We start from the raw sequence: 19,804 nt of genomic DNA on the forward strand, positions 1-19,804 counted from the left end.
AAAAACTGCTATTTGACAGGCTTTATTGAAATATCCTTGATTTTGATGTTTGCTATTGAACAAAATCACAATAATTCAATTATATTATTGAAAATTAATTAAAGATCCTACTTGATGATATTACAACTCATATCAATGAAACACCTCTTTCATTGCAAAACTTGAAGTCATATTATCTGGTTTTTAAATTAAATGAAAATTTTAAAGTCGAAGCCTTCTAATATGGTTTTTTCGCACCCTATAGTTTAGTCAATATCTATATTTGTTTAACAAACAACTGGTTAAAGTTCATGTCAGATACAGTAGAAGAAATCCAAAACACCGAAGAGACCCAAGACTTTTCGGGTAATTATATAGACAAATTCGAGGACAAGAATTTAGAAGAATTTTTTTGTGGTAAACTTGAAAGCTGGGAGAAGATAGAAAATACATTTTTGTTCCATGGTGAGAATGCTACTTTGGAACTAGCAATCTTTAGTTCTCACATTTTAAGGTTTAGATATGGACATGATGGTTATTTTGAAGATGACTTTTCATACGCCATTGACCCCAACTATCAACCTCAAGACACTCATTATATATTCGAAGAAGATGAAGATTTGATATCCATCAAAACTGATGTCGTAGAATGTGTAATCAATAAAGCCGACCTCAAGACCAAAATCAAAGACCTTAAGGGAACTGTCATTCAAGAGGATGAAAAAGGGTACCACTGGCAAGATCATAAATACTATGGTGGCACAATCAACATCTCTACCAAAGTACTTCAACCATATGAAAAGTTCTTTGGTCTAGGAGACAAGTCTGGTAGGCTCAATATGATAGGTCAGAGAAAGGAATTGTGGGGAACGGATTGCTATGGGTACGGTGCAGATACTGACCCTGTTTACAAGAACATACCATTCTTCATGGGACAACATAGTAAAATAGGCTATGGAATCTTTATGGATAATACTTTCCGAAGCTTCTTTGATTTTGGGAAAGAAAGAAATGAGGCTTGTAGTTATTGGGCGCAAGGCGGTGAAATGAGATACTACTACATCCACGGGCCTAAGCTAATTGATGTAATAAAACGATATGCTGAACTAACCGGAAAGCATGCCCTTCCTCCAAAATGGGCACTTGGGTATCACCAAAGTAAGTGGAGCTACTATCCTGAATCCGTTGTACGAGAACTGGGTGCTGAGTTTAGAACACGAAAGATTCCTTGTGATGTTATTCACTTGGATATAGACTACATGGATGGCTTCAGGTGTTTCACTTGGGACAAAGATAGATTTCCAGACCCTAAAAAGATGATCTCGGAAATGAAAGATGATGGTTTTAAAACCATAGTGATCATAGATCCAGGGATCAAGGTGGACAAGAAATATTGGGTATATCAGCAAGGAATGGAAGGTGATTACTTCTGTAAAAGAATGGACGGACCTTTATTAAAGGCTAGTGTATGGCCTGGTCTATGTCATTTCCCTGATTTTACAAACCCTGAGGCAAGAGCCTGGTGGGGAACACTGTATGAAGGACTTGTTGAGACAGGCGTAGATGGAGTATGGAATGACATGAATGAACCTGCGACATTTGAAGAAGGAACTTTTCCAAATGATGTTAGATTCGATTTTGATGGTCATCCTTGCAGCCACAGGAAAGCCCATAACGTTTATGGTTCTCTAATGGCGAGAGCTACATCTGAAGGACAAAAAATGTTCCTAGACAATAAAAGAGACTTCACTATATCTAGATCTGCCTATGCTGGTATTCAGAGGTACGCTTCTGTTTGGACAGGTGACAACTCTGCAAGTTGGGAACAATTAAGAATCGCTAATATACAGTGTCAAAGACTTAATGCGTCGGGAATTTCTTTTGCAGGATCTGATGTTGGGGGATTTATTGGTTCCCCAGATGGAGAACTTTACACTAGATGGGTACAAATGGCCGTATTTCACCCATTCTTCAGAACGCATTCCTCTGGTGATCACGGAGACAAAGAACCTTGGACTTTTGAAGAAAAATATATTGACATCGTTAGGAAGTTTATAGAGATGAGATACGAGATACTTCCTTATGTTTACACTACTTTCTGGCAGCATAGCACTACAGGAGCTCCTATGCTTCGCTCGCTTCACTTAGAAGTACATGATGATCCTGAGTCTTTCTTTAGAGAAGAAGAGTTCTTTTTAGGAGACCATATATTGGTATGTCCAATATCAGAGGCTGAGGCAACGAGCAGAAGAATGTACCTTCCTCAAGGTGTTTGGTTCAACTACTGGACAAATGAAGAGTTGACCGGGAAAAAAGAAATTAAAGTAAAGGCTCCTCTTGATCAAATACCACTATTCGTAAGAGCAGGTGGTATCATACCGATGCAGCCAAAAATGCAGTACGTAGATGAGTTCGAATTTGACACTTTGACTTTGAAGGCATATAAACCTGTAGGAACAACAGAGTCATACTTATATGAAGACAAAGGTGACGGATACGAGTATACTCAAGGTGATCAGTCAGTAAAAACTTTCATTGCAGAACTGGAAGCCGACAAATGGAAAATCACACAGAAAGTAAAAGGAGACTTTGAAGTGTGTTATAAAAAATACGAATTAAAACTGCATGGAATAGAACAAGCTCCAACGTCAATTCTTCTTGAAGGAGAAGAGGTAATTAAGAAAGGTAGATATGCTAAAAAAGTATTGACAATAGAGCTACCAATTGATTTTAAAGAAATTATTATAACTTAATACAAATAATAAATCCCTAGACTACTATGAGTATCAAAAAACAATTTCTTAAGTCAAAAGATCTTTACAAGGTAACTTGGAATATTGACAAAAAAATAGCTGACGGAGCCGAAAGCATTGCTTTAGCTGGTGATTTCAATGGCTGGAATGAAACCACCGATCAATTTACCAAAATGAAAAGTGGTGGATTCAAAATCACTTTAGAACTACCAAAGGAAAAACAATACCAATTCAGGTATTTAGTTGATGGTACTACTTGGGTTAATGAAAAGGAGTGTGACGGATATACCCCTAATGAATTCGCAGAAGAAAACTGCGTTTTATCTCTTTGATCCAGATATAATGTGGCCTCTTTAGTAAATAAGAGACCACATTATCAAACCAACTAATATACCAGCAAATGACTAAAACTAGAGTATTAATGCTAGGACCAGGAGAACCTAGTATACTGAATAGTGGACTTGGTAAAGCGGCTTTCCACCTTGCTGATTCTATTTCCAAAAATGTAGAATTGACGGTTGTCCAACCGGAAAAACTAGAAGAGTTTAACGAGTCTGTACAACAACGAGAATTTGAGCCTCAGCATAGAACTGAAGAGTTTACCGACTATCAAGTACTTTCGGATATTGCGAAATTTGAAATCACCAATATTATTGCACCATATTGGTATCTAGGAGGCACTGAAAAAGTAACCCATGAGTATACAGAGTCAGTGGTTCGAATCAAGGCTGAAACCTACACCAAAGAAATTATAGAGATTGTAGATGAGATTGAATATGATGTCATCTATGCGCACGATTGGTTGACTTTTCAAGCTGCGATCGAACTGAAAGAAAAGACAAAATTACCCCTAGTGCTGCATGTTCACTCTTTGGATCATGATCGCAATCCTAACATGGATAGATCTTGGGTCTTTGAGTTGGAACAAAAAGCATTTTGTATAGCTGATAAAATCATCTGTGTCAGTAACTATTCTAAAAGCATCATTAGATCAGTTTATGGAATTGATGGAGGTAAAATAAATGTGATATATAATGGTTTTACCAATAGACAATATAAAGACCACCAAAGCCCTTTTAAAGAAAAAGTGATTTTGTTTGTTGGTCGACTGACCAATCAAAAAGGTCCAACGGAGTTCTTAAAAATCGCTGAACACGTACACAAGCATTATCCTAATAGTAGATTTATAATGGCTGGTGATGGTGAGTTATACCAGTCTCTTATAGAAGCTGGAGCACATTCAAGAATTGCACATAAATTCCATATGACCGGCCACTTATCTGATGATGAATTAAACAAGCTCTATGCCATGGCAGACATATACTGTATGCCTTCCGTTTCAGAGCCGTTTGGATTATCAGCTTTAGAAGCTGCTGGTGCTGGCCTACCTATGGTAATTAGTAATAACTCTGGTGCATCAGAAATACTAGAAGGAGCAATTTCATTGGACTATAACGACACCTTAGGCTTCGCTAATGAAATCGTAAAGTTGCTCAAAAACGAAAAAATGAAGCATTATTACTCTACCAAGAACCAAAAAGTGGTACACTCTATGACTTGGAAAGAAGCTGCTGATCAAATTACTAATATCTTCGAAACTGTATGAAGACAGCATTCTTATCGCTAATCTTTGATTACACTCCTGTCTTAAGTACCTTCTCTATTTTTGATATTGGATCAGATAAACACTATGTAGATTGGGAACAAACTCAGAGCTCCTTCAATAGGGAGTACTTTTCCGAATTCAAGAGATATTTGGAAGAAATGCTCCATGAATCTCAAGATAAGGATACACCTATATCTGTTTATTTTTCTGGTTTTTTCATCAAGCTACTCGAAAAAGCAGATGAGAAAATGATTCATGAAATCAAAATAGCAGTCAATAATAGAAAATTGGAGCTATTGGGAGGAACTATTAACAATTCTTTGTCTTCTCTTTATTCTCAAGACCAGTTTACTGAAGAAGTCAAAGCACACAAGTCAGTTCTAAAAAAAGTTTTTGATTATAAACCTGTCTCTTTTTATAACACGGAAAGCATATACTGCAATACGCTTGCTGATCTTATTAAAAGCCTTGGTTTTAAACGAACCTTTGCCGGAGCTATTTCATGGTACATGGGTAGTAACAAAAAGGATAGGGTTTTTATTCCTAAAAACATCCAATCATTCAACATTCTAATTTTAGACAAAGACAATTCTTTATTTGACAACCCAGATCAAAAAGCTCATTTCTTACTATTTGACATTAAAAGGTTAAGAGAGCATAAGGGTGTAAGTCGAGTACTTTTAGCTACAAGAACAAAAGCTAAAATAAAATCGCTTACAGATAGTGGTAAACTAAATTCAAAGAAGCTTTACTACATCAAAACTCCAACGATGGGTAGTTTGAATGGAAAGACTTTTAGTTCATTCAATGGTCAAGCTATGCAGACCAATACACTTGATATGTACTATAACATTTCTGAGCAAGCCGGTGTTATATCTGATAGTCAATTTTTGGACTTAGGTGCTGCTTCATTGTATTTGAACCTTGGAAAAAAAGATGATTCTACTGCTTTTGATAAGTACTCTAATATGATGAACATTTTGAATGATGCCGACTTAAAGGCTTAGAAAACTGAACTTTTCAGTATGATTGATAAATAAGAGAAAACAAAAAAGGAGCTCAAAAGCTCCTTTTCCTTCAATATTTTTATCAGCTCTTAAGCCTTAAAATCTATTTTTCTCATTCTAAGAGATGTAGGTGTTACTTCTACATACTCATCTTCATTAATATATTCCAGTGCTTCTTCTAAAGAAAATTTCTTGGCTGGAGCAATTTTAGAATTATTGTCAGACCCCGCCGCTCTCATATTCGTTAGCTTCTTTCCTTTCTGAACATTGACAGCGAGATCATTAGCTCTAGAGTGCTCTCCTATGACTTGACCTATATAAAGGTCTTCTCCTGGGTCTACAAAGAATATACCTCTATCTTGTAGTTTGTCAATAGAGTAAGCCGTTGAAGCTCCCATTTCCATTGATACCAATGAACCATTTTGTCTACCAGGCATTTCTCCTTTGAATGGTTCATAACCTTGAAATCTATGAGTGATAACCGCTTCACCTGCTGTAGCTGTCAATATTTGATTTCTCAAACCAATCAAACCTCTTGCTGGTATATTAAACTCAAGATGTTGAACATCTCCTTTAGGTTCCATTACAGTCAGCTCTCCTTTTCTTTTGGTTACTAGCTCGATTGCCTTTCCAGAAGTTTCTTCTGGTACATCAATCACTAATAGCTCTACAGGTTCATTCTTTTGCCCATCGATCTCCTTGAAGATAACCTGTGGCTGACCTACCTGAAGCTCATACCCTTCTCTTCTCATAGTTTCTATCAAAACAGATAAGTGAAGAACTCCTCGTCCATATACTAAGAATCTATCTTCAGAGTCGGTTTCTTGTACTCTTAGAGCAAGATTCTTTTCAGTCTCTTTAAATAACCTATCTCTTAAGTGACGGGAAGTAACGAATTTTCCTTCCTTACCAAAGAATGGTGAGTTATTGATACAGAATAGCATATTCATAGTAGGTTCATCTACTGCTACTCTTTCCATAGGCTCAGGATTGTCAAAATCTGTAATAGTGTCTCCGATATCAAAATCTTCAAGTCCAGTCACAGCGCAGATATCTCCACAACCTACAGATTCCACTCTTCTCTTACCTAAACCTTCGAAGATATGAAGTTCCTTAATTCTAGCTCTCTTAACAGAACCATCAGCCTTGGTTACTCCAATGCTTTGTCCTTCCTTCAGCTCGCCTTGATATATTCTGCCAATTGCAATACGGCCAGTAAATGAAGAGAAATCAAGAGATGTAATTTTCATTCTAGGTACACCGTCTCTTTGAGTTGGAGGAGGAATCACCTTGATGATTGTATCTAAGAGCGGAGTAATACTATCCGTCGGTTCTTTCCAATCATGTCCCATCCAGCCATTTTTAGATGAGCCATATAATGTCTCAAAATCAAGTTGCTCTTCCGTAGCCTCAAGGTTAAACATTAAGTCGAAGACTTCTTCATGCACCTCATCAGGACGACAGTTTTCTTTATCAACCTTATTTACCACGACGATAGGAGTCAATCCAATAGAAAGCGCTTTACTCAATACAAAACGAGTCTGAGGCATTGCTCCTTCAAAAGCATCTACCAAAAGAATCACTCCATCAGCCATACTCAATACACGTTCTACTTCTCCTCCAAAGTCGGCGTGACCCGGAGTATCGATAATATTGATTTTTACTCCTTTATACTCACAAGAGACATTTTTAGACAAGATAGTGATACCTCTTTCTCTTTCGAGATCATTACTATCTAGAATCAACTCATCGTTATTTTGCTCTCTTTTTAAGTCTTGAGTGGCGTAGATGATTTTATCGACTAGGGTTGTTTTACCATGGTCAACGTGAGCGATGATCGCTACATTTCTAATTTCTGACATACCTTATTCCAAAATTAAGCGGCAAATGTAACTGGAATAATCTAGAACTGCGATAGGTCAGTTTTTTATTAACAGAAGCTTATTTTAATAAGGAACTTCCTGATTGATAGGCTTTGAAAATATTTTTTAAAATAAACTTAAGCTTCTGTATTTGCTTCGGCGATTGCATCTGCTATCTTCTTTTTAGCAGTTTTACTCGTTGTTATATTCCAATAGGGATCACTGAGCTCAAAGAACTTATTATTGTATTGTGTAAGCATAATTTTCACTGCATAGTTTAGTCGATTAACAGCGTCTTTTTGATAGTCGATTCTATTGCATGGATGAAACAGAAAGAACTCTACAATGGGAAATGTCTTACGTCTCAATTCTCCTAACACCTTAGCTATATCATGAACTTGACTTCCCTCACCTATTTCTACAAGTTTATCAATTGCTTCTTGACAAAACTTTGAAACCCCTTGAAGTAAAACAAAAAATGGCCACGATTTTAATCCTTCCTTTTGTGAAAACTCTGCTTCAAACTCTTCACAAAAGACTTTTAAAATGTTGAGCTGTGGAATACAAAGCTGCGGATTTGCATAAACATTTGGCTGCCAAAGGATCTCACGAAAAGTAAAAATTGAAGGAAGCAACTCAGTATCATAGTAATCAGAGTTTTTCAAACTCTCAATATCCGAAGTCTTTAGGTCCTTTACAATAATCTCTCCTACTACCAGTTCATAACTCCACTGAACTCCTTTACTTCCGGCATAAGGTTCTGGAGCCATCTCCATAAATTCCCATATTTCATTTAAATCGAGTTTCATTGTTCGCTCAATATACACCTAAACCCCGATTTTGAAGAAATATCAACAAACCATCTGTAAAGATTGGGGGTTAACTTTTATCTCATAATGATTTTGACAGCTGAAAGGCTCTCCATCCACCTGAGCGACTGTATTCTCATTTGATTTTATCACTACTTCATCTATAGAGATAGTCTCTGTAAATCGTGACTTATGAATTGTACCATTAAAAAGCCTGACACCTATTGATATTGCAGCCCAAAACGGAAACGGTTTTAACACTACTAGTTCAAGCTTCCCATCAGCAATATCGGCATTAGGAGCAATATGAGCATTATTGCCGAACTGAGTGGAATTAGCAGCTGTAATTAGCAACCCAATTACTTCCTGAGACAAGTCTTTATACTTTATATGATATGTCGCAGGCTTGTAATTTAGGTACTCTTTTAAAGTAAGCTGAATATAAGATAAAAACCCTCGCTTATGATGATTATCAAATGCGTACGCAACTTGGGCATCAAACCCGACTCCAGCTACACATAAAAACAACTTATCATTGAATCGACCTGTATCAATCTTTTTTAGAGATAGATTGTTAATAACGCCAATCGCCTGAATTGGGTCTTTAGGTATTTTAAAATAATTGGCAAATCCATTCCCAGAACCTCTTGGAATAACCGCCAGAGCAGTTTTAGAGCCTACAAGACCTCTTGCCACTTCATTGATAGTACCATCACCACCAACCGCTACTACGACGGTAAAATTGTCTATAACTGCTTCTCTACTCCATATTTCAGCATCACCTTGCTGTTGGGTTCTCTTCAGAGACCAATCAAATTGATCAAGATCAAGATGATACGGAATAATATCCTCCAACTTGACCTTGATATTGTGACCAGAAACTGGATTTACAATAAAAAGTATCTTCTTTTTATTTGACACTTTTAGATCCGAAATTATCCTCTTTGTCCTCCAAATTTATAAGAAATGCCCAGTCCAAGAATATTCTTGAATTGTACTCTTTCTTCTTGAACTACGTTCCCTTGTTCATCAGTCACATCGAATTTGATATCATAATCATAAATCAACTGATTGTAAAGGTTGGCTGTCAAAAAGCTATTGATCTTCATTACTAAAGTATTTTCCCAGTTGACATCGATCTTATCTGGATTCTCAACATAATTAGAGAATAGAACAAGATTGGATGTAAACGTAGTATTCTCAAATATCTCTTTGTTGAAATTGGCTGCAAATGTACCCCCGAATTCACCTCGAAACATTTTACCTTCATCTACTCCGAAAGCTCCACGATCTGCAAGGGTTTGGTCATTTACGAAAGTCATTTTACTAGAAACCAGACCAAATTTAAACGAAAGGAAACTAAAAGGTTTGTAATCAAGACCAATGGAAGTTAAAAGATATGCTGGTGCCGCAAATTTCGAAATCACAGAATCTGGATTATCTGTAGAAAACCCATCAGTAAACTGGGTTCTAAAATCTAGTAGCGCACTAAAAAACCATTTATCATTTTGTGGTGAAAGTTGAGCCCCGTAGTTTGACACTAATACTATTTTATCCTCAGTTTTTCTTGTACCTTGTCCTTCTTCTTTTAGAAGTCCATATCCTAAATCGAGGCTATTATTCCAGTAAACCCGACTCTTAGCATAATCTGCTAGTAAAAACATCACGCCAGTACCAGATACAGAACTTGTACCTCCTGCCGACCAGTTTGAGAGAGTTGATTGGTTAAAATTAATTCCAATATTACCCCCAGTATTCCAGTAGGTAGTATCTGTTTGTGCGTAGACGGTGGAAACGCTAATTAATAAAGTTAAGATTAAAGGTATTGTTCTCATAGTTAAGGGATTTTGATGCAAAGCTATAAATCCCTACTTCACTTTATAAGTTATTTACTACTTAATCGTATGAATTATCTTTCAAATCGTTTTCTTTTAAAATCCTCCTTAAAATCTTACCGACATTTGATTTTGGTAACTCATCAACAAATTCAATATACTTAGCGCATTTATAGGCTGTCAAATGTTCCTTAGCATATGATCTCAGTTCCTCTTCGGTCAATGAATCATCTTTCTTGACTATAAAGGCCTTCACAGCTTCAGTTGTTTTAGAATTAGGTACTCCTATTACTCCAGCTTCAAATACTTTAGGGTGCTTCATGAGAGCTTCCTCCACTTCGTTTGGATAAACGTTGAACCCAGATACTAGAATCATTTCTTTCTTCCTATCAACAATACTCGGAAAACCATCTTCTGTCATCGTAGCGATATCTCCTGTTTTGAACCAATCACCTTCCATGACTAATGCGGTTTCCGCATCATTATTCCAGTAGCCTTTCATAACCTGAGGCCCTCTAGCCCAAAGCTCTCCCGGCTCTCCATATGGAACTTCATTGCCTTCATCATCCATAATTTTGACTTCTGTACTAGATACAGGCAACCCAATAGTACCTATTCTGTCATGTCCATCAACTGGATTAATACATAAGACTGGAGATGTTTCTGTTAACCCATACCCCTCAACCAATACGGATCCAGTAATAGAGTTCCACTTTTCAACAACGGCTCGTTGCAAGGCCATACCTCCACCAAAAGCCATTTTTAGATTACTAAAATCTACTTTCTGAAAGTCTGGATGATTTAACATTCCGTTGAAAAGAGTATTTACTCCAGTAATTACGGTGAACTTAAGATTTTTTATCTCTTTGAGATATCCTTTCATATCTCTAGGATTAGTGATCAAAACATTTTTGGCACCTAGTTTAAACATCGTCAGGCAATTACTGGTCAAAGCAAAGACGTGATATAGTGGCAATGCCGTGACTACTATCTCTTCTCTATCTACTAATAGTGTTCGAAGCCATGCACAAACCTGTTCTAGATTTGCAACGAGATTTCTATGAGTCAGCATTGCTCCTTTAGAAACACCAGTAGTACCACCTGTATATTGAAGAAAAGCAATATCATCCGAAGATATTTCTACCCGAGTAAACAAATTCTTCTTTCCCTCGGACAATGCATAGTTGAAAGTATTAGCTAAAGGTAATGAGTAAGGCGGTACCATTTTCTTGACCTTTTTCACAACAAAATTGGTAATGACTTTCTTCAAACCTCCTAGTAAATCACCTATTTCAGTAGTAATAATCGTTTCAACTGAAGTCTCATGTAGGATTTCTTGAAGGTTATGTGCAAAATTGGTTAAAATGATAATCGCTTTAGCTCCACTATCATTGAGCTGATGTTTCATTTCATCAGGAGTATAGAGAGGATTTACATTTACTACTACCAAGCCACTTTTCAAAGCAGCAAACATTGCTACAGGATATTGAATTAAGTTCGGAAGTTGAATAGCAATTCTATCCCCTTTTTTTAAATCCGTGCAGTTCTGAAAATAAGCCGCAAGCTGTCGAGACATCTCTCCTATTTCACTGTAAGTGTAACACTTACCCATATTTTGCATACATGGTCTATCAGCAAACTCCGAAAAACCAAATTCTAGCAGGTCTGCAAGTGATGAATAATGATCAGGATCTATCTGGTGTGGAACACCTTTAGAATAGCTTTGATGCCATGGGTAATTACTCATTTGGGTCGTCTTATCTTAATTAAAAAAGTAATGTACTTATAAATATGCCTAATGATGAGCGATAATCAAATCCGAACTTGACTAAAAAATTGTACAAAAGTGTACAAAGCAAAAAAGTCTGGCGCAAACCAGACTCTTTCATTAAACAACATTAACCCAAAAATGATTGCTGTAGGAGAAGGATTCGAACCTCCACGAGGCGGTTAGACACAAAGTTTTATCCCTTTCCCTCACCCTCGAGACAGGAGGGCATGGCTGCCAAGTTTCATCACCCTACAGTGTATGATTACTCTTCAAGTAATTAAGAATTTCAAAAGCTGTAGGAGAAGGATTCGAACCTCCACGAAGCAGTTAGCTACATCCAAAAATGTGTTTATCCCTTATCTTCACCCTCGAGACAGGAGGGCACGGCTGCCTATTTCATCACCCTACAGTGTACGATCACTCTTTCAGTGATCCAATATTTCAAAAAGCTGTAGGAGAAGGATTCGAACCTCCACGAAGCAGTTAGCCACTCTAAATGAAGAGCGTTTATCCCGTTGTCCTCACCCTCGAGACAGGAGGGTATGGCTGCCTATTTCATCACCCTACAGTATATAAAAGAACTTTTTCTTTTGCTTTTGTGATGACAAAGGTAAGGCAATCGCTCGGATTATTAAAAATATTTCATTAAAATAGAGTAATAATTAGACCTCATCTAACAAATATTATATTCCATTGAGTATTTCATAAAAACTGCTATAAAACATGTCTAAAAATTACGAAATTGATGAGATCGACTTAAAAATTCTTTCCCACCTTATGGAAGACGCTAAAACTCCTTACACTGAGATTGCTAAGAAAGTGTTCGTTTCAGGAGGAACTGTTCACGTTAGAATGAAAAAATTAGAAGAGATGGGAGTAGTGTTAGGAACTACGCTACAGCTAGACTACACTAAGCTAGGCTTTGATGTTACTTGTTTCTTAGGAATATATTTAGAGAAGAGTTCATTATATGACAAAGTGGTAAAGGAACTTAATCAAATACCCGAAATCGTAAAAGTTCACTACACTACTGGTAACTACAATATATTTATTAAGATTCATTGTAGAGATACGAATCATCTTAGAGAGGTCCTTCATGATAAAATTCAGATGGTAGAAGGTATCGACCGTACTGAAACCATTATATCCTTAGATGAAAGCCTAAGTAGACCGATAACCTTGATAGATGACAATAAATAGTTAAGAGCATTTTCAAAATTGTAATTGATGAATTCAAAGAGGGGTCTATATTTGTAAAATTTTTTTTAGTTACAATCCCAGAAAATGAAATACAAAAGAATACTCCTTAAGCTAAGCGGCGAAGCTTTGATGGGTGAAAATCAGTACGGCATAGATGCTGCTAGACTGGATCAATACGTACAAGACATCCAAAAGGTACAAGAAACAGGTGTAGAAATAGCCATCGTAATAGGTGGTGGAAACATCTTTAGAGGAGTAGATGCCGAAAAATCTGGAATTGACAGAGTTCAAGGCGATTATATGGGTATGTTAGCCACTGTAATTAATGCCATGGCTCTACAATCTGCTCTAGAAAAGGCGGGACTATATACCAGACTTATGTCAGGTATCAAAATCGAAGAAGTCTGTGAGCCATTTATCAAGAGAAGAGCTGTTCGACACTTAGAAAAAGGGAGAATAGTAATTTTTGGGGCAGGTATCGGAAATCCATACTTTACTACAGATTCTACCGCTAGCTTAAGAGCTATTGAGATTGAGGCTGACGTAGTTTTAAAAGGAACTAGAGTTGACGGAGTATATACAGCTGACCCCGAAAAAGATCCTACAGCCACTAAATTCTCTAATATTTCATTCCAAGAAGCTTATGAAAAAGGTCTGAAAGTAATGGATATGACTGCATTTACATTATGTCAAGAAAACAAACTACCGATTGTAGTATTTGATATGAATAAGAAAGGCAACTTGGAGAGTATTGTATCTGGTGCAGAGGTTGGTACATTGATCAACTGAACCTAAATTCACGGAAATATTTTAGAAGTAAGAAAACAGCAATAAACCATGGAAGAAATAGAATTGTTTTTGGAAGAGGCGAAAGAGCTGATGGACAAATCAGTTTCTCATACTCAGCAAGAACTTAATAAAATCAGAGCTGGTAAAGCGATGCCAAACATGCTGGATGGGCTCATGGTTGACTATTATGGTAGTCCAACTCCGATTCAGCAAGTATCTTCAATCACTACTCCAGACGCTAGAACACTTTCAGTAAAACCATGGGAAAAAAACATGATTGCTGAAATTGAGAAAGCTATTATCAATAGCGATCTAGGTCTGAATCCTCAAAATGATGGAGAGCAAATCAGAATCAATATTCCTGCACTGACTGAAGAAAGAAGAAAAGACTTGGTAAAACAGGCTAAATCTGAAGGAGAAAATGGAAAAGTTTCTGTTAGAAATGTAAGAAAAGACACTAACGACTCTTTGAAAAAATTAAAAGGAGACGGTGTATCTGAAGACGCTATCAAAGGTGCTGAGGAGGATGTTCAAAAATTAACTGACGCACATGTCGCTAAAATTGATCAATTGCTAGTCGAGAAAGAAAAGGACATTATGACGATTTAATCTCTTTTTATAAATAACCTGAACGGCCCGAAGTTTTACTTTGGGCTGTTTTGTTTTACACAAATAGCTTTCTACTGAGAATTAGTTCCTCGACTTCTTTTGGAACTAAATATCTAATAGAATAACCAGACCTAATTCTATCTCTGATGAAGGTAGCTGAAATTTGCATCTGAGGAGCATCTATAAACTTGACAGTATCTGGACATTCAAAAGAAGGAGTTTTAGCACTTGGTCTCGGGTATACCAACAGTTCATATTGCTTCAATATTTCTTTATAGTTTTTCCACTTATGAAAGTGAGTTAAATTGTCTCCTCCTATAATCAACTTAAAATCGTACGATCTGAATTTGTCACTTAATACTGTCAAAGTATCAATAGTATAGCTTGGCTTGGAAATATGAAATTCAACATCACTTACTTTAAACCTAGGATTATCAAAAGTAGCGGCTTGTACCATGTCAAACCGTTCAAATTCATGAAGTAAATTGGTATTCTTTTTAAATGGATTTTGTGGAGAAACAACAAACCACAATTCATCAATGTTACCAGATTCTAGCATTGTCTGAGCTATAATCATATGTCCCACATGGATGGGATTGAAAGAACCAAAAAACAATCCTACTTTCATCTGCTACTTAGACAAAAAGTTCATGTACAACTTTTCGCTTTCAGGTAATGATACTTCTAGATTATCATTAACAATAGTGGTGTCAAATTGATCTTCAAAACTCATCTCATACTCAGCTTTGTCAATTCTTTTTTGAAGACTCTCAGGGGTTTCGGTTCCTCGATTTTTGAGCCTAGAGGATAAAGTAGTCATGTCTGGTACCTTGACAAAAATGGCAAGGGCTTTGTCCCCGAAAAATTTTTTGATATTCAAGCCTCCTTTCACATCTACATCAAAAATCACATGATGTCCTTTAGCCCATATTCTATCTATCTCTGATTTTAGTGTGCCATAGTAACTTCCTTCATAGACTTCTTCGTACTCGATAAACTCATCATTTTTTATACGCTCCTCAAAGTCCTGCTGAGAAAAGAAGTAATAGTCCTTTCCATTAACTTCTTCTGGACGTTTTTGGCGTGTAGCTGCGGAGATAGAAAATTCCAGCTCTGGATATTTACCGAGAAGATACTTAACTATAGTTGTTTTCCCAGATCCAGATGGAGCTGAAAAAATAAAGGCTTTACCTGATTGCATTGAATTTAAACTGAATTCGAAATCTTCTTACGAATCGAATTTGCTAGCCCCACAGGCACATCCTTGTACCGAACCTTGTGTTGAATAGCCTTTTTCAATTCGAGATCCAAATTTAGTTTATTCAAGCATTTTAAACACATTTTGAGGTGACGCTTAAGATATAGTTCTTGTTCAGGAGTAGATCTATTATCTACTACATTCTGGATCAATTCAATATACTCCGAACAATCAGCCGTACCAGCCTCGAACCTTGCTTGTAGAATATCTTTGTTCAATCTTTTAATTCTTGTTATATCCCATGCTTTTAGCATAGACTTCTAACTTGATCTTCAATACATTTCGTGCTCTGTGTAATCTAGACCTTACAGTACCAATTGGAATATCTAAGATTTTAGACATCTCCTCATAGGTAAACCCTTCTAAATCGCACAAGATTATCACCGTCCTAAAATCTACGTCTAGAGAGTTGAGCGCTATAGTGATCTCATCTCCGATCATATTTTTAACAGTATCAACTCTAAGGTCTACAGTCGCTTCTGACTCAGTTTTTTCAGAGTTATAAAAACCTTCCACATCCTGATAATCTACCTTAGAAGGCTGTTTGCTTTTCTTACGGTAGTCATTAATGAAACTATTTTTCAATATTCGAAACAACCATGCTTTCGCATTAGTTCCACGCTGAAATGAATTGATGAAACGAAATGATTTCATAAAAGCATCTTGTACTAAATCATTAGCATCATCTGCATCATATGTGAGTCGATAAGCGAAATTGTACATAGCATCAAGATTAGGCATAAACTCTTCATTAAAAAGACGATGCTTCTCTTTGTCAGTATACTTCCCATTAACAGGAGGTTTTTCCATCAACAATATCCCTGAGTCATTTATGGAGTTTAACTGTGTATGCAATTGTCTAAAAATTTGATTCAACAAACGTATCAGCTTATATACTGAAACGACACTTGTTTTAAGTGATAATCAAATAGACGAAAAGAACTGATGGAAGTCGATTTTTAAAGTTCAACGTTCCTAAACATAAATATCACAAAAGTATCACAGCCTCAAATTGACATTGTTAACTTGAAACAAGTTAGGAGTATCAAAAAGTTCCGCAAATGGATCAAAACCATTCTAGTCATAATTTTACAAAGGTTAACAGATCAAGTTTACATGAACATACTCCTAGAATGTAAAATCATAGTACTATTCTAAATCCTGAATCATTTTAGCTATTCTTTTCTCTTTGACAGCATTTGATTTGGCTTCGTATATCCAATCTACATATGCTTTACGAGAAGAATCGTTTAGTTCGTCAAATGACCTTTTCACTTCCGCCCCAATCAAACTTAGACAGTCATATATTTCTTTAGGAACTTTAACGGGAGTGTTATCTATAAAAAGCTGTAATAAAACTGTATCTCCTGCTTCCTTATTAATCTTCTTTCTAATCATAGACTTGACAGGAAGAAATAGCTTACCATCACCCATCGGCAGAAGCTTTATTTTCTTTAGCTCATATTCATCAATATACCCACTGACAGTAACCCACCCAAACGGAGCATCTGAGCTAGGCATTATCTCAGGAACCTCGGCATACGTCCAACCTCCTTTACCTGGAAACTTCTTTAATACACGATCCTTAATTATTCCAGATTTCGTCATATTTAACAAAGCTAATTGCTCAAATAAAAAGGGAAATAAATTCAACATTGTGGATAAACAAAAATGATCCACATATTATTCACACTTTATCAAGATAGTTTCCTTTTCAATTCTTTACATCACTACAGAAAGAATGTACAGTTTCATAGGCCACTATCAATCAGTACTTAACATCAAAACACTTAAATATTTAAATCTAAAAACAGGCTTAACTCAATAAAAATGGATTCATGATGAGGATCAACTTTTCCTACATGATGCAAATCAAGATGAGAATAATCATTCCAAGTATCTTATTTGGAGACGCTACTTTTATAATGTTTTTAAAGTTATCCACTTCTTAGGTTTATTGAAGTAGAGACTTTAAACCCCAGCATAATTCAACTGTAAATCTATGCGTAGTACAAATGTAGATATCACTACTCAGGAGGTTCCTGGAGAACTCTGTATATGTTTCACAATCACTGGATGCCCTCTTAAATGCAAAGGTTGTCACTCAGAGTTTTTATGGGATAGCCATAACGGAAAACTCTTATCAAATGAACAATACACAAATTACTTAAATCAATATCAAAATCTCGCCACTTGTGTCTTATTCATGGGTGGAGAGTGGTATGAACAAGACCTAGTTAATAAACTCAGAATAGCAAAAGCTAGAGGCTATAAGACCTGTCTCTATACAGGTCTGACACGTATCTCTAAAGAAATCAAACAAGAATTAACATGGCTCAAAACTGGACCTTGGATTGAAAAAAAAGGTGGACTTGAATCACCTATTACCAACCAGTTGTTCATTGAGGTAAAAACAAACAAAACGCTTAATTCTCTATTCCTAAATAAATCAATATGATCACTCTTTCAAACACCCAACTTCAAGATAAAATAAACTTCATCGAAAACTATATAGGATCTGCCAACGCAGCTGATGGATCAATTCTAGATGCTAATGCGAATGTCTCTACAAAAAATATCGCTACAATGGAGGCGGAACTCAACAAGGATATCAATATCCAAATCAACCGCCAGCTAGTCAAAAAACGAATCGAAACACTTTTTGGTCAGGAACTCGCAGAGGAATATATTCGTCAAATTGAGAGCCATGAGATTTATGTCCATGATGAGACCTCGCTCAAACCCTATTGTGCCTCAATCAGCATGTATCCTTTTTTATTTGATGGTTTGTTGAAATTAGGTGGCGAAAGCAAAGCCCCTCAGCACTTAGAAAGCTACTGTGGTGAGTTTGTAAATTTAGTCTTTGCAGTCAGTTCACAATTTGCCGGAGCTCTAGCAACGGTAGAATTCTTGTTATACTTCGACTATTTCGCCCGCAAAGATTATGGTTCAGATTACCTTCAAGACAATGAGGAATTAATTGGAAATCACTTACAACATGTGGTATATGCCATTAATCAACCAGCAGCTGCTCGAGGATATCAATCTGTATTCTGGAATATATCACTTTATGATGAACCTTATTTCAATAACATGTTCCATGATTTTGTGTTTCCAGACTACAGCAGACCCAATTGGACAAGCTTAGATAAATTACAGCGTTTTTTTATGCATTGGTTTAATCAGGAAAGAAACAAAGCTATTCTTACATTCCCTGTTGTCACTGCAGCAATGTTAGTAAAAAATGGTAAGCCAGTAGATGAGCAATTCGCTGATTTATGTGCACAAGAACTAAGCGAAGGAAATAGTTTTTTTATCTATCAATCCGAAAATGCGGATAGTTTAGCCTCATGCTGCAGACTAAGAAATGAAATCGCCGATAATCAATTTAGTTACTCTCTAGGAGCTGGCGGAGTGTCTACAGGATCTATTAATGTTATCACCATTAATATGAATCGTCTAATTCAAAATGGAGCTGATTTAGAACGAGAAGTAACTAAAATTCATAAATATCAAGTGGCATACAGAAGTTTAATAGATGAATATCATCGAGCAAAACTTTTACCTGTTTATGACGCTGGATTAATTTCACTTGACAAACAATTCTTGACAATCGGCATCAATGGCATGGTAGAAGCTGCCGAATATCTGGGCTTTACAGCCAGCAATAATAATTCCTATATTGACTGGGTCGCTAGTCAACTAAAAGTAATATTCGATGCTAATAAAGAAGCTAAAGAAGAGTATGGTTTTAAATTCAATACTGAATTTGTACCAGCAGAAAACCTTGGTGTAAAAAATGCTAAATGGGATAAACAAGATGGTCTTTTCTCTCCAAGGAATTGTTATAACTCCTATTTTTACCCTGTAGAGAATGATCAAGTCAACACACTCGACAAAGTAATCTTGCATGGAAACCAAACCATAAAGTATCTTGACGGTGGGTCTGCACTACATATTAACTTAGAAGAAACTCCAAGTAAGAGCTCTTTCCGAAAACTATTAAATGCTACTGCTAAAGCAGGTTGCAATTACTTTTGTTTTAATATCAAAATCACGATTTGTAACCACTGTAAACACATTGACAAGAAAACGCAACACCACTGCAGTAAGTGTGGTTCAATCGATGTAGATCACGGTACTAGAGTAATAGGCTACCTCAAACGAGTCTCTAATTTCAGTAGTGCTCGTCAAAATGAGGAAAGTCTAAGACACTACCATCTGGACAAAAGTGAAAAACAACAAAATGTCACAAAGGAATTTTGCACAGTGTAAATCAATTTTACCAAGGCACTTAAATGATCTTTGAGATTCATAGATCACCCC

General features: G+C 36.4%; 19 protein-coding genes. 9 read left to right on the plus strand and 10 right to left on the minus strand.

Annotation, left to right across the window (positions count from 1 at the left end; all coding sequences use genetic code 11):
* Positions 1–290: 290 nt before the first annotated feature.
* The 4 genes from DKG80_RS12455 (at position 291) to DKG80_RS12470 (ending at position 5,345) form a co-directional block, all read left to right on the plus strand.
* Positions 291–2,732: a glycoside hydrolase family 31 protein gene (locus DKG80_RS12455; RefSeq protein WP_109831671.1), complete on the plus strand. Its 2,442-nt coding sequence runs from the start codon at positions 291–293 to the stop codon at positions 2,730–2,732.
* A gap of 26 nt (positions 2,733–2,758) precedes the next feature.
* Positions 2,759–3,064 (plus strand): isoamylase early set domain-containing protein, encoded by a 306-nt coding sequence (locus DKG80_RS12460; RefSeq protein WP_109831672.1) that lies wholly within the window; start codon positions 2,759–2,761, stop codon positions 3,062–3,064.
* A 68-nt stretch (positions 3,065–3,132) separates the two neighbouring features.
* Complete coding sequence (locus DKG80_RS12465) at positions 3,133–4,338, plus strand: glycosyltransferase family 4 protein (RefSeq protein WP_109831673.1); 1,206 nt, start codon at positions 3,133–3,135, stop codon at positions 4,336–4,338.
* Positions 4,335–5,345 carry a polysaccharide deacetylase family protein gene (locus DKG80_RS12470; protein WP_109831674.1) on the plus strand — a complete coding sequence of 337 codons (1,011 nt, stop codon included), beginning with the start codon at positions 4,335–4,337 and terminating at the stop codon, positions 5,343–5,345. The genes DKG80_RS12465 and DKG80_RS12470 overlap by 4 nt, the downstream gene beginning before the upstream one ends.
* 89 nt (positions 5,346–5,434) lie before the next feature.
* Here DKG80_RS12470 and typA read toward each other — a convergent pair whose 3' ends face one another.
* The 5 genes from typA to DKG80_RS12495 all read right to left on the minus strand — a co-directional run bounded on the left by typA (position 5,435) and on the right by DKG80_RS12495 (position 11,598).
* Positions 5,435–7,207, minus strand: a complete 1,773-nt coding sequence (gene typA, locus DKG80_RS12475) for a translational GTPase TypA (RefSeq protein ID WP_109831675.1) — start codon at positions 7,205–7,207, stop codon at positions 5,435–5,437.
* A 137-nt stretch (positions 7,208–7,344) separates the two neighbouring features.
* Positions 7,345–8,016, minus strand: a complete 672-nt coding sequence (locus DKG80_RS12480) for a hypothetical protein (protein ID WP_109831676.1) — start codon at positions 8,014–8,016, stop codon at positions 7,345–7,347.
* 42 nt (positions 8,017–8,058) lie between these two features.
* Entirely contained in the window at positions 8,059–8,937 is an 879-nt protein-coding gene (locus tag DKG80_RS12485; RefSeq protein ID WP_162555857.1) for a diacylglycerol/lipid kinase family protein, read from the minus strand.
* A gap of 14 nt (positions 8,938–8,951) precedes the next feature.
* Positions 8,952–9,851 (minus strand): DUF3078 domain-containing protein, encoded by a 900-nt coding sequence (locus tag DKG80_RS12490; protein WP_109831678.1) that lies wholly within the window; start codon positions 9,849–9,851, stop codon positions 8,952–8,954.
* A 61-nt stretch (positions 9,852–9,912) separates the two neighbouring features.
* A complete protein-coding gene (locus DKG80_RS12495) occupies positions 9,913–11,598 on the minus strand; it encodes an AMP-binding protein (protein ID WP_109831679.1) in 1,686 nt (561 codons plus the stop codon).
* 747 nt (positions 11,599–12,345) lie between these two features.
* Here DKG80_RS12495 and DKG80_RS12500 point away from each other — a divergent pair.
* From DKG80_RS12500 to frr, 3 genes are all read left to right on the plus strand, one after another.
* Positions 12,346–12,822 carry an Lrp/AsnC ligand binding domain-containing protein gene (locus DKG80_RS12500; RefSeq protein WP_109831680.1) on the plus strand — a complete coding sequence of 159 codons (477 nt, stop codon included), beginning with the start codon at positions 12,346–12,348 and terminating at the stop codon, positions 12,820–12,822.
* A gap of 84 nt (positions 12,823–12,906) precedes the next feature.
* Positions 12,907–13,611 carry a UMP kinase gene (gene pyrH / locus DKG80_RS12505; protein WP_109831681.1) on the plus strand — a complete coding sequence of 235 codons (705 nt, stop codon included), beginning with the start codon at positions 12,907–12,909 and terminating at the stop codon, positions 13,609–13,611.
* Between the two features lie 48 nt (positions 13,612–13,659).
* Entirely contained in the window at positions 13,660–14,220 is a 561-nt protein-coding gene (gene frr / locus DKG80_RS12510; protein WP_109831682.1) for a ribosome recycling factor, read from the plus strand.
* Positions 14,221–14,275: 55 nt separating this feature from the next.
* Here frr and nadD read toward each other — a convergent pair whose 3' ends face one another.
* From nadD to DKG80_RS12535, 5 genes are all read right to left on the minus strand, one after another.
* The gene (nadD, locus tag DKG80_RS12515) at positions 14,276–14,848 is read right to left on the minus strand and encodes a nicotinate (nicotinamide) nucleotide adenylyltransferase (RefSeq protein ID WP_109831683.1); all 573 of its coding nucleotides are present in this window, start codon (positions 14,846–14,848) and stop codon (positions 14,276–14,278) included.
* A 3-nt stretch (positions 14,849–14,851) separates the two neighbouring features.
* Entirely contained in the window at positions 14,852–15,421 is a 570-nt protein-coding gene (gene gmk, locus DKG80_RS12520) for a guanylate kinase (RefSeq protein ID WP_109831684.1), read from the minus strand.
* A 5-nt stretch (positions 15,422–15,426) separates the two neighbouring features.
* On the minus strand, positions 15,427–15,732 hold the full coding sequence (locus DKG80_RS12525) for a hypothetical protein (RefSeq protein WP_109831685.1): 306 nt from the start codon (positions 15,730–15,732) through the stop codon (positions 15,427–15,429).
* A complete protein-coding gene (locus DKG80_RS12530) occupies positions 15,701–16,288 on the minus strand; it encodes a sigma-70 family RNA polymerase sigma factor (protein WP_109831686.1) in 588 nt (195 codons plus the stop codon). Before DKG80_RS12530 ends, DKG80_RS12525 begins: the two co-directional genes overlap by 32 nt.
* Positions 16,289–16,627: 339 nt before the next feature.
* A complete protein-coding gene (locus DKG80_RS12535) occupies positions 16,628–17,086 on the minus strand; it encodes a YdeI/OmpD-associated family protein (RefSeq protein WP_109831741.1) in 459 nt (152 codons plus the stop codon).
* Between the two features lie 394 nt (positions 17,087–17,480).
* On the opposite strand from DKG80_RS12535, the gene nrdG reads away from it, so the two are divergent.
* Both nrdG and nrdD read left to right on the plus strand, forming a co-directional pair.
* A complete protein-coding gene (gene nrdG / locus DKG80_RS12540; RefSeq protein ID WP_109831687.1) occupies positions 17,481–17,936 on the plus strand; it encodes an anaerobic ribonucleoside-triphosphate reductase activating protein in 456 nt (151 codons plus the stop codon).
* Positions 17,933–19,753 carry an anaerobic ribonucleoside-triphosphate reductase gene (nrdD, locus tag DKG80_RS12545; protein WP_221409120.1) on the plus strand — a complete coding sequence of 607 codons (1,821 nt, stop codon included), beginning with the start codon at positions 17,933–17,935 and terminating at the stop codon, positions 19,751–19,753. The genes nrdG and nrdD overlap by 4 nt, the downstream gene beginning before the upstream one ends.
* The last annotated feature ends 51 nt before the right edge of the window (positions 19,754–19,804 follow it).

Source organism: Reichenbachiella versicolor, from assembly GCF_003171675.1.
In the GTDB taxonomy this organism is placed as follows: domain Bacteria; phylum Bacteroidota; class Bacteroidia; order Cytophagales; family Cyclobacteriaceae; genus Reichenbachiella; species Reichenbachiella versicolor.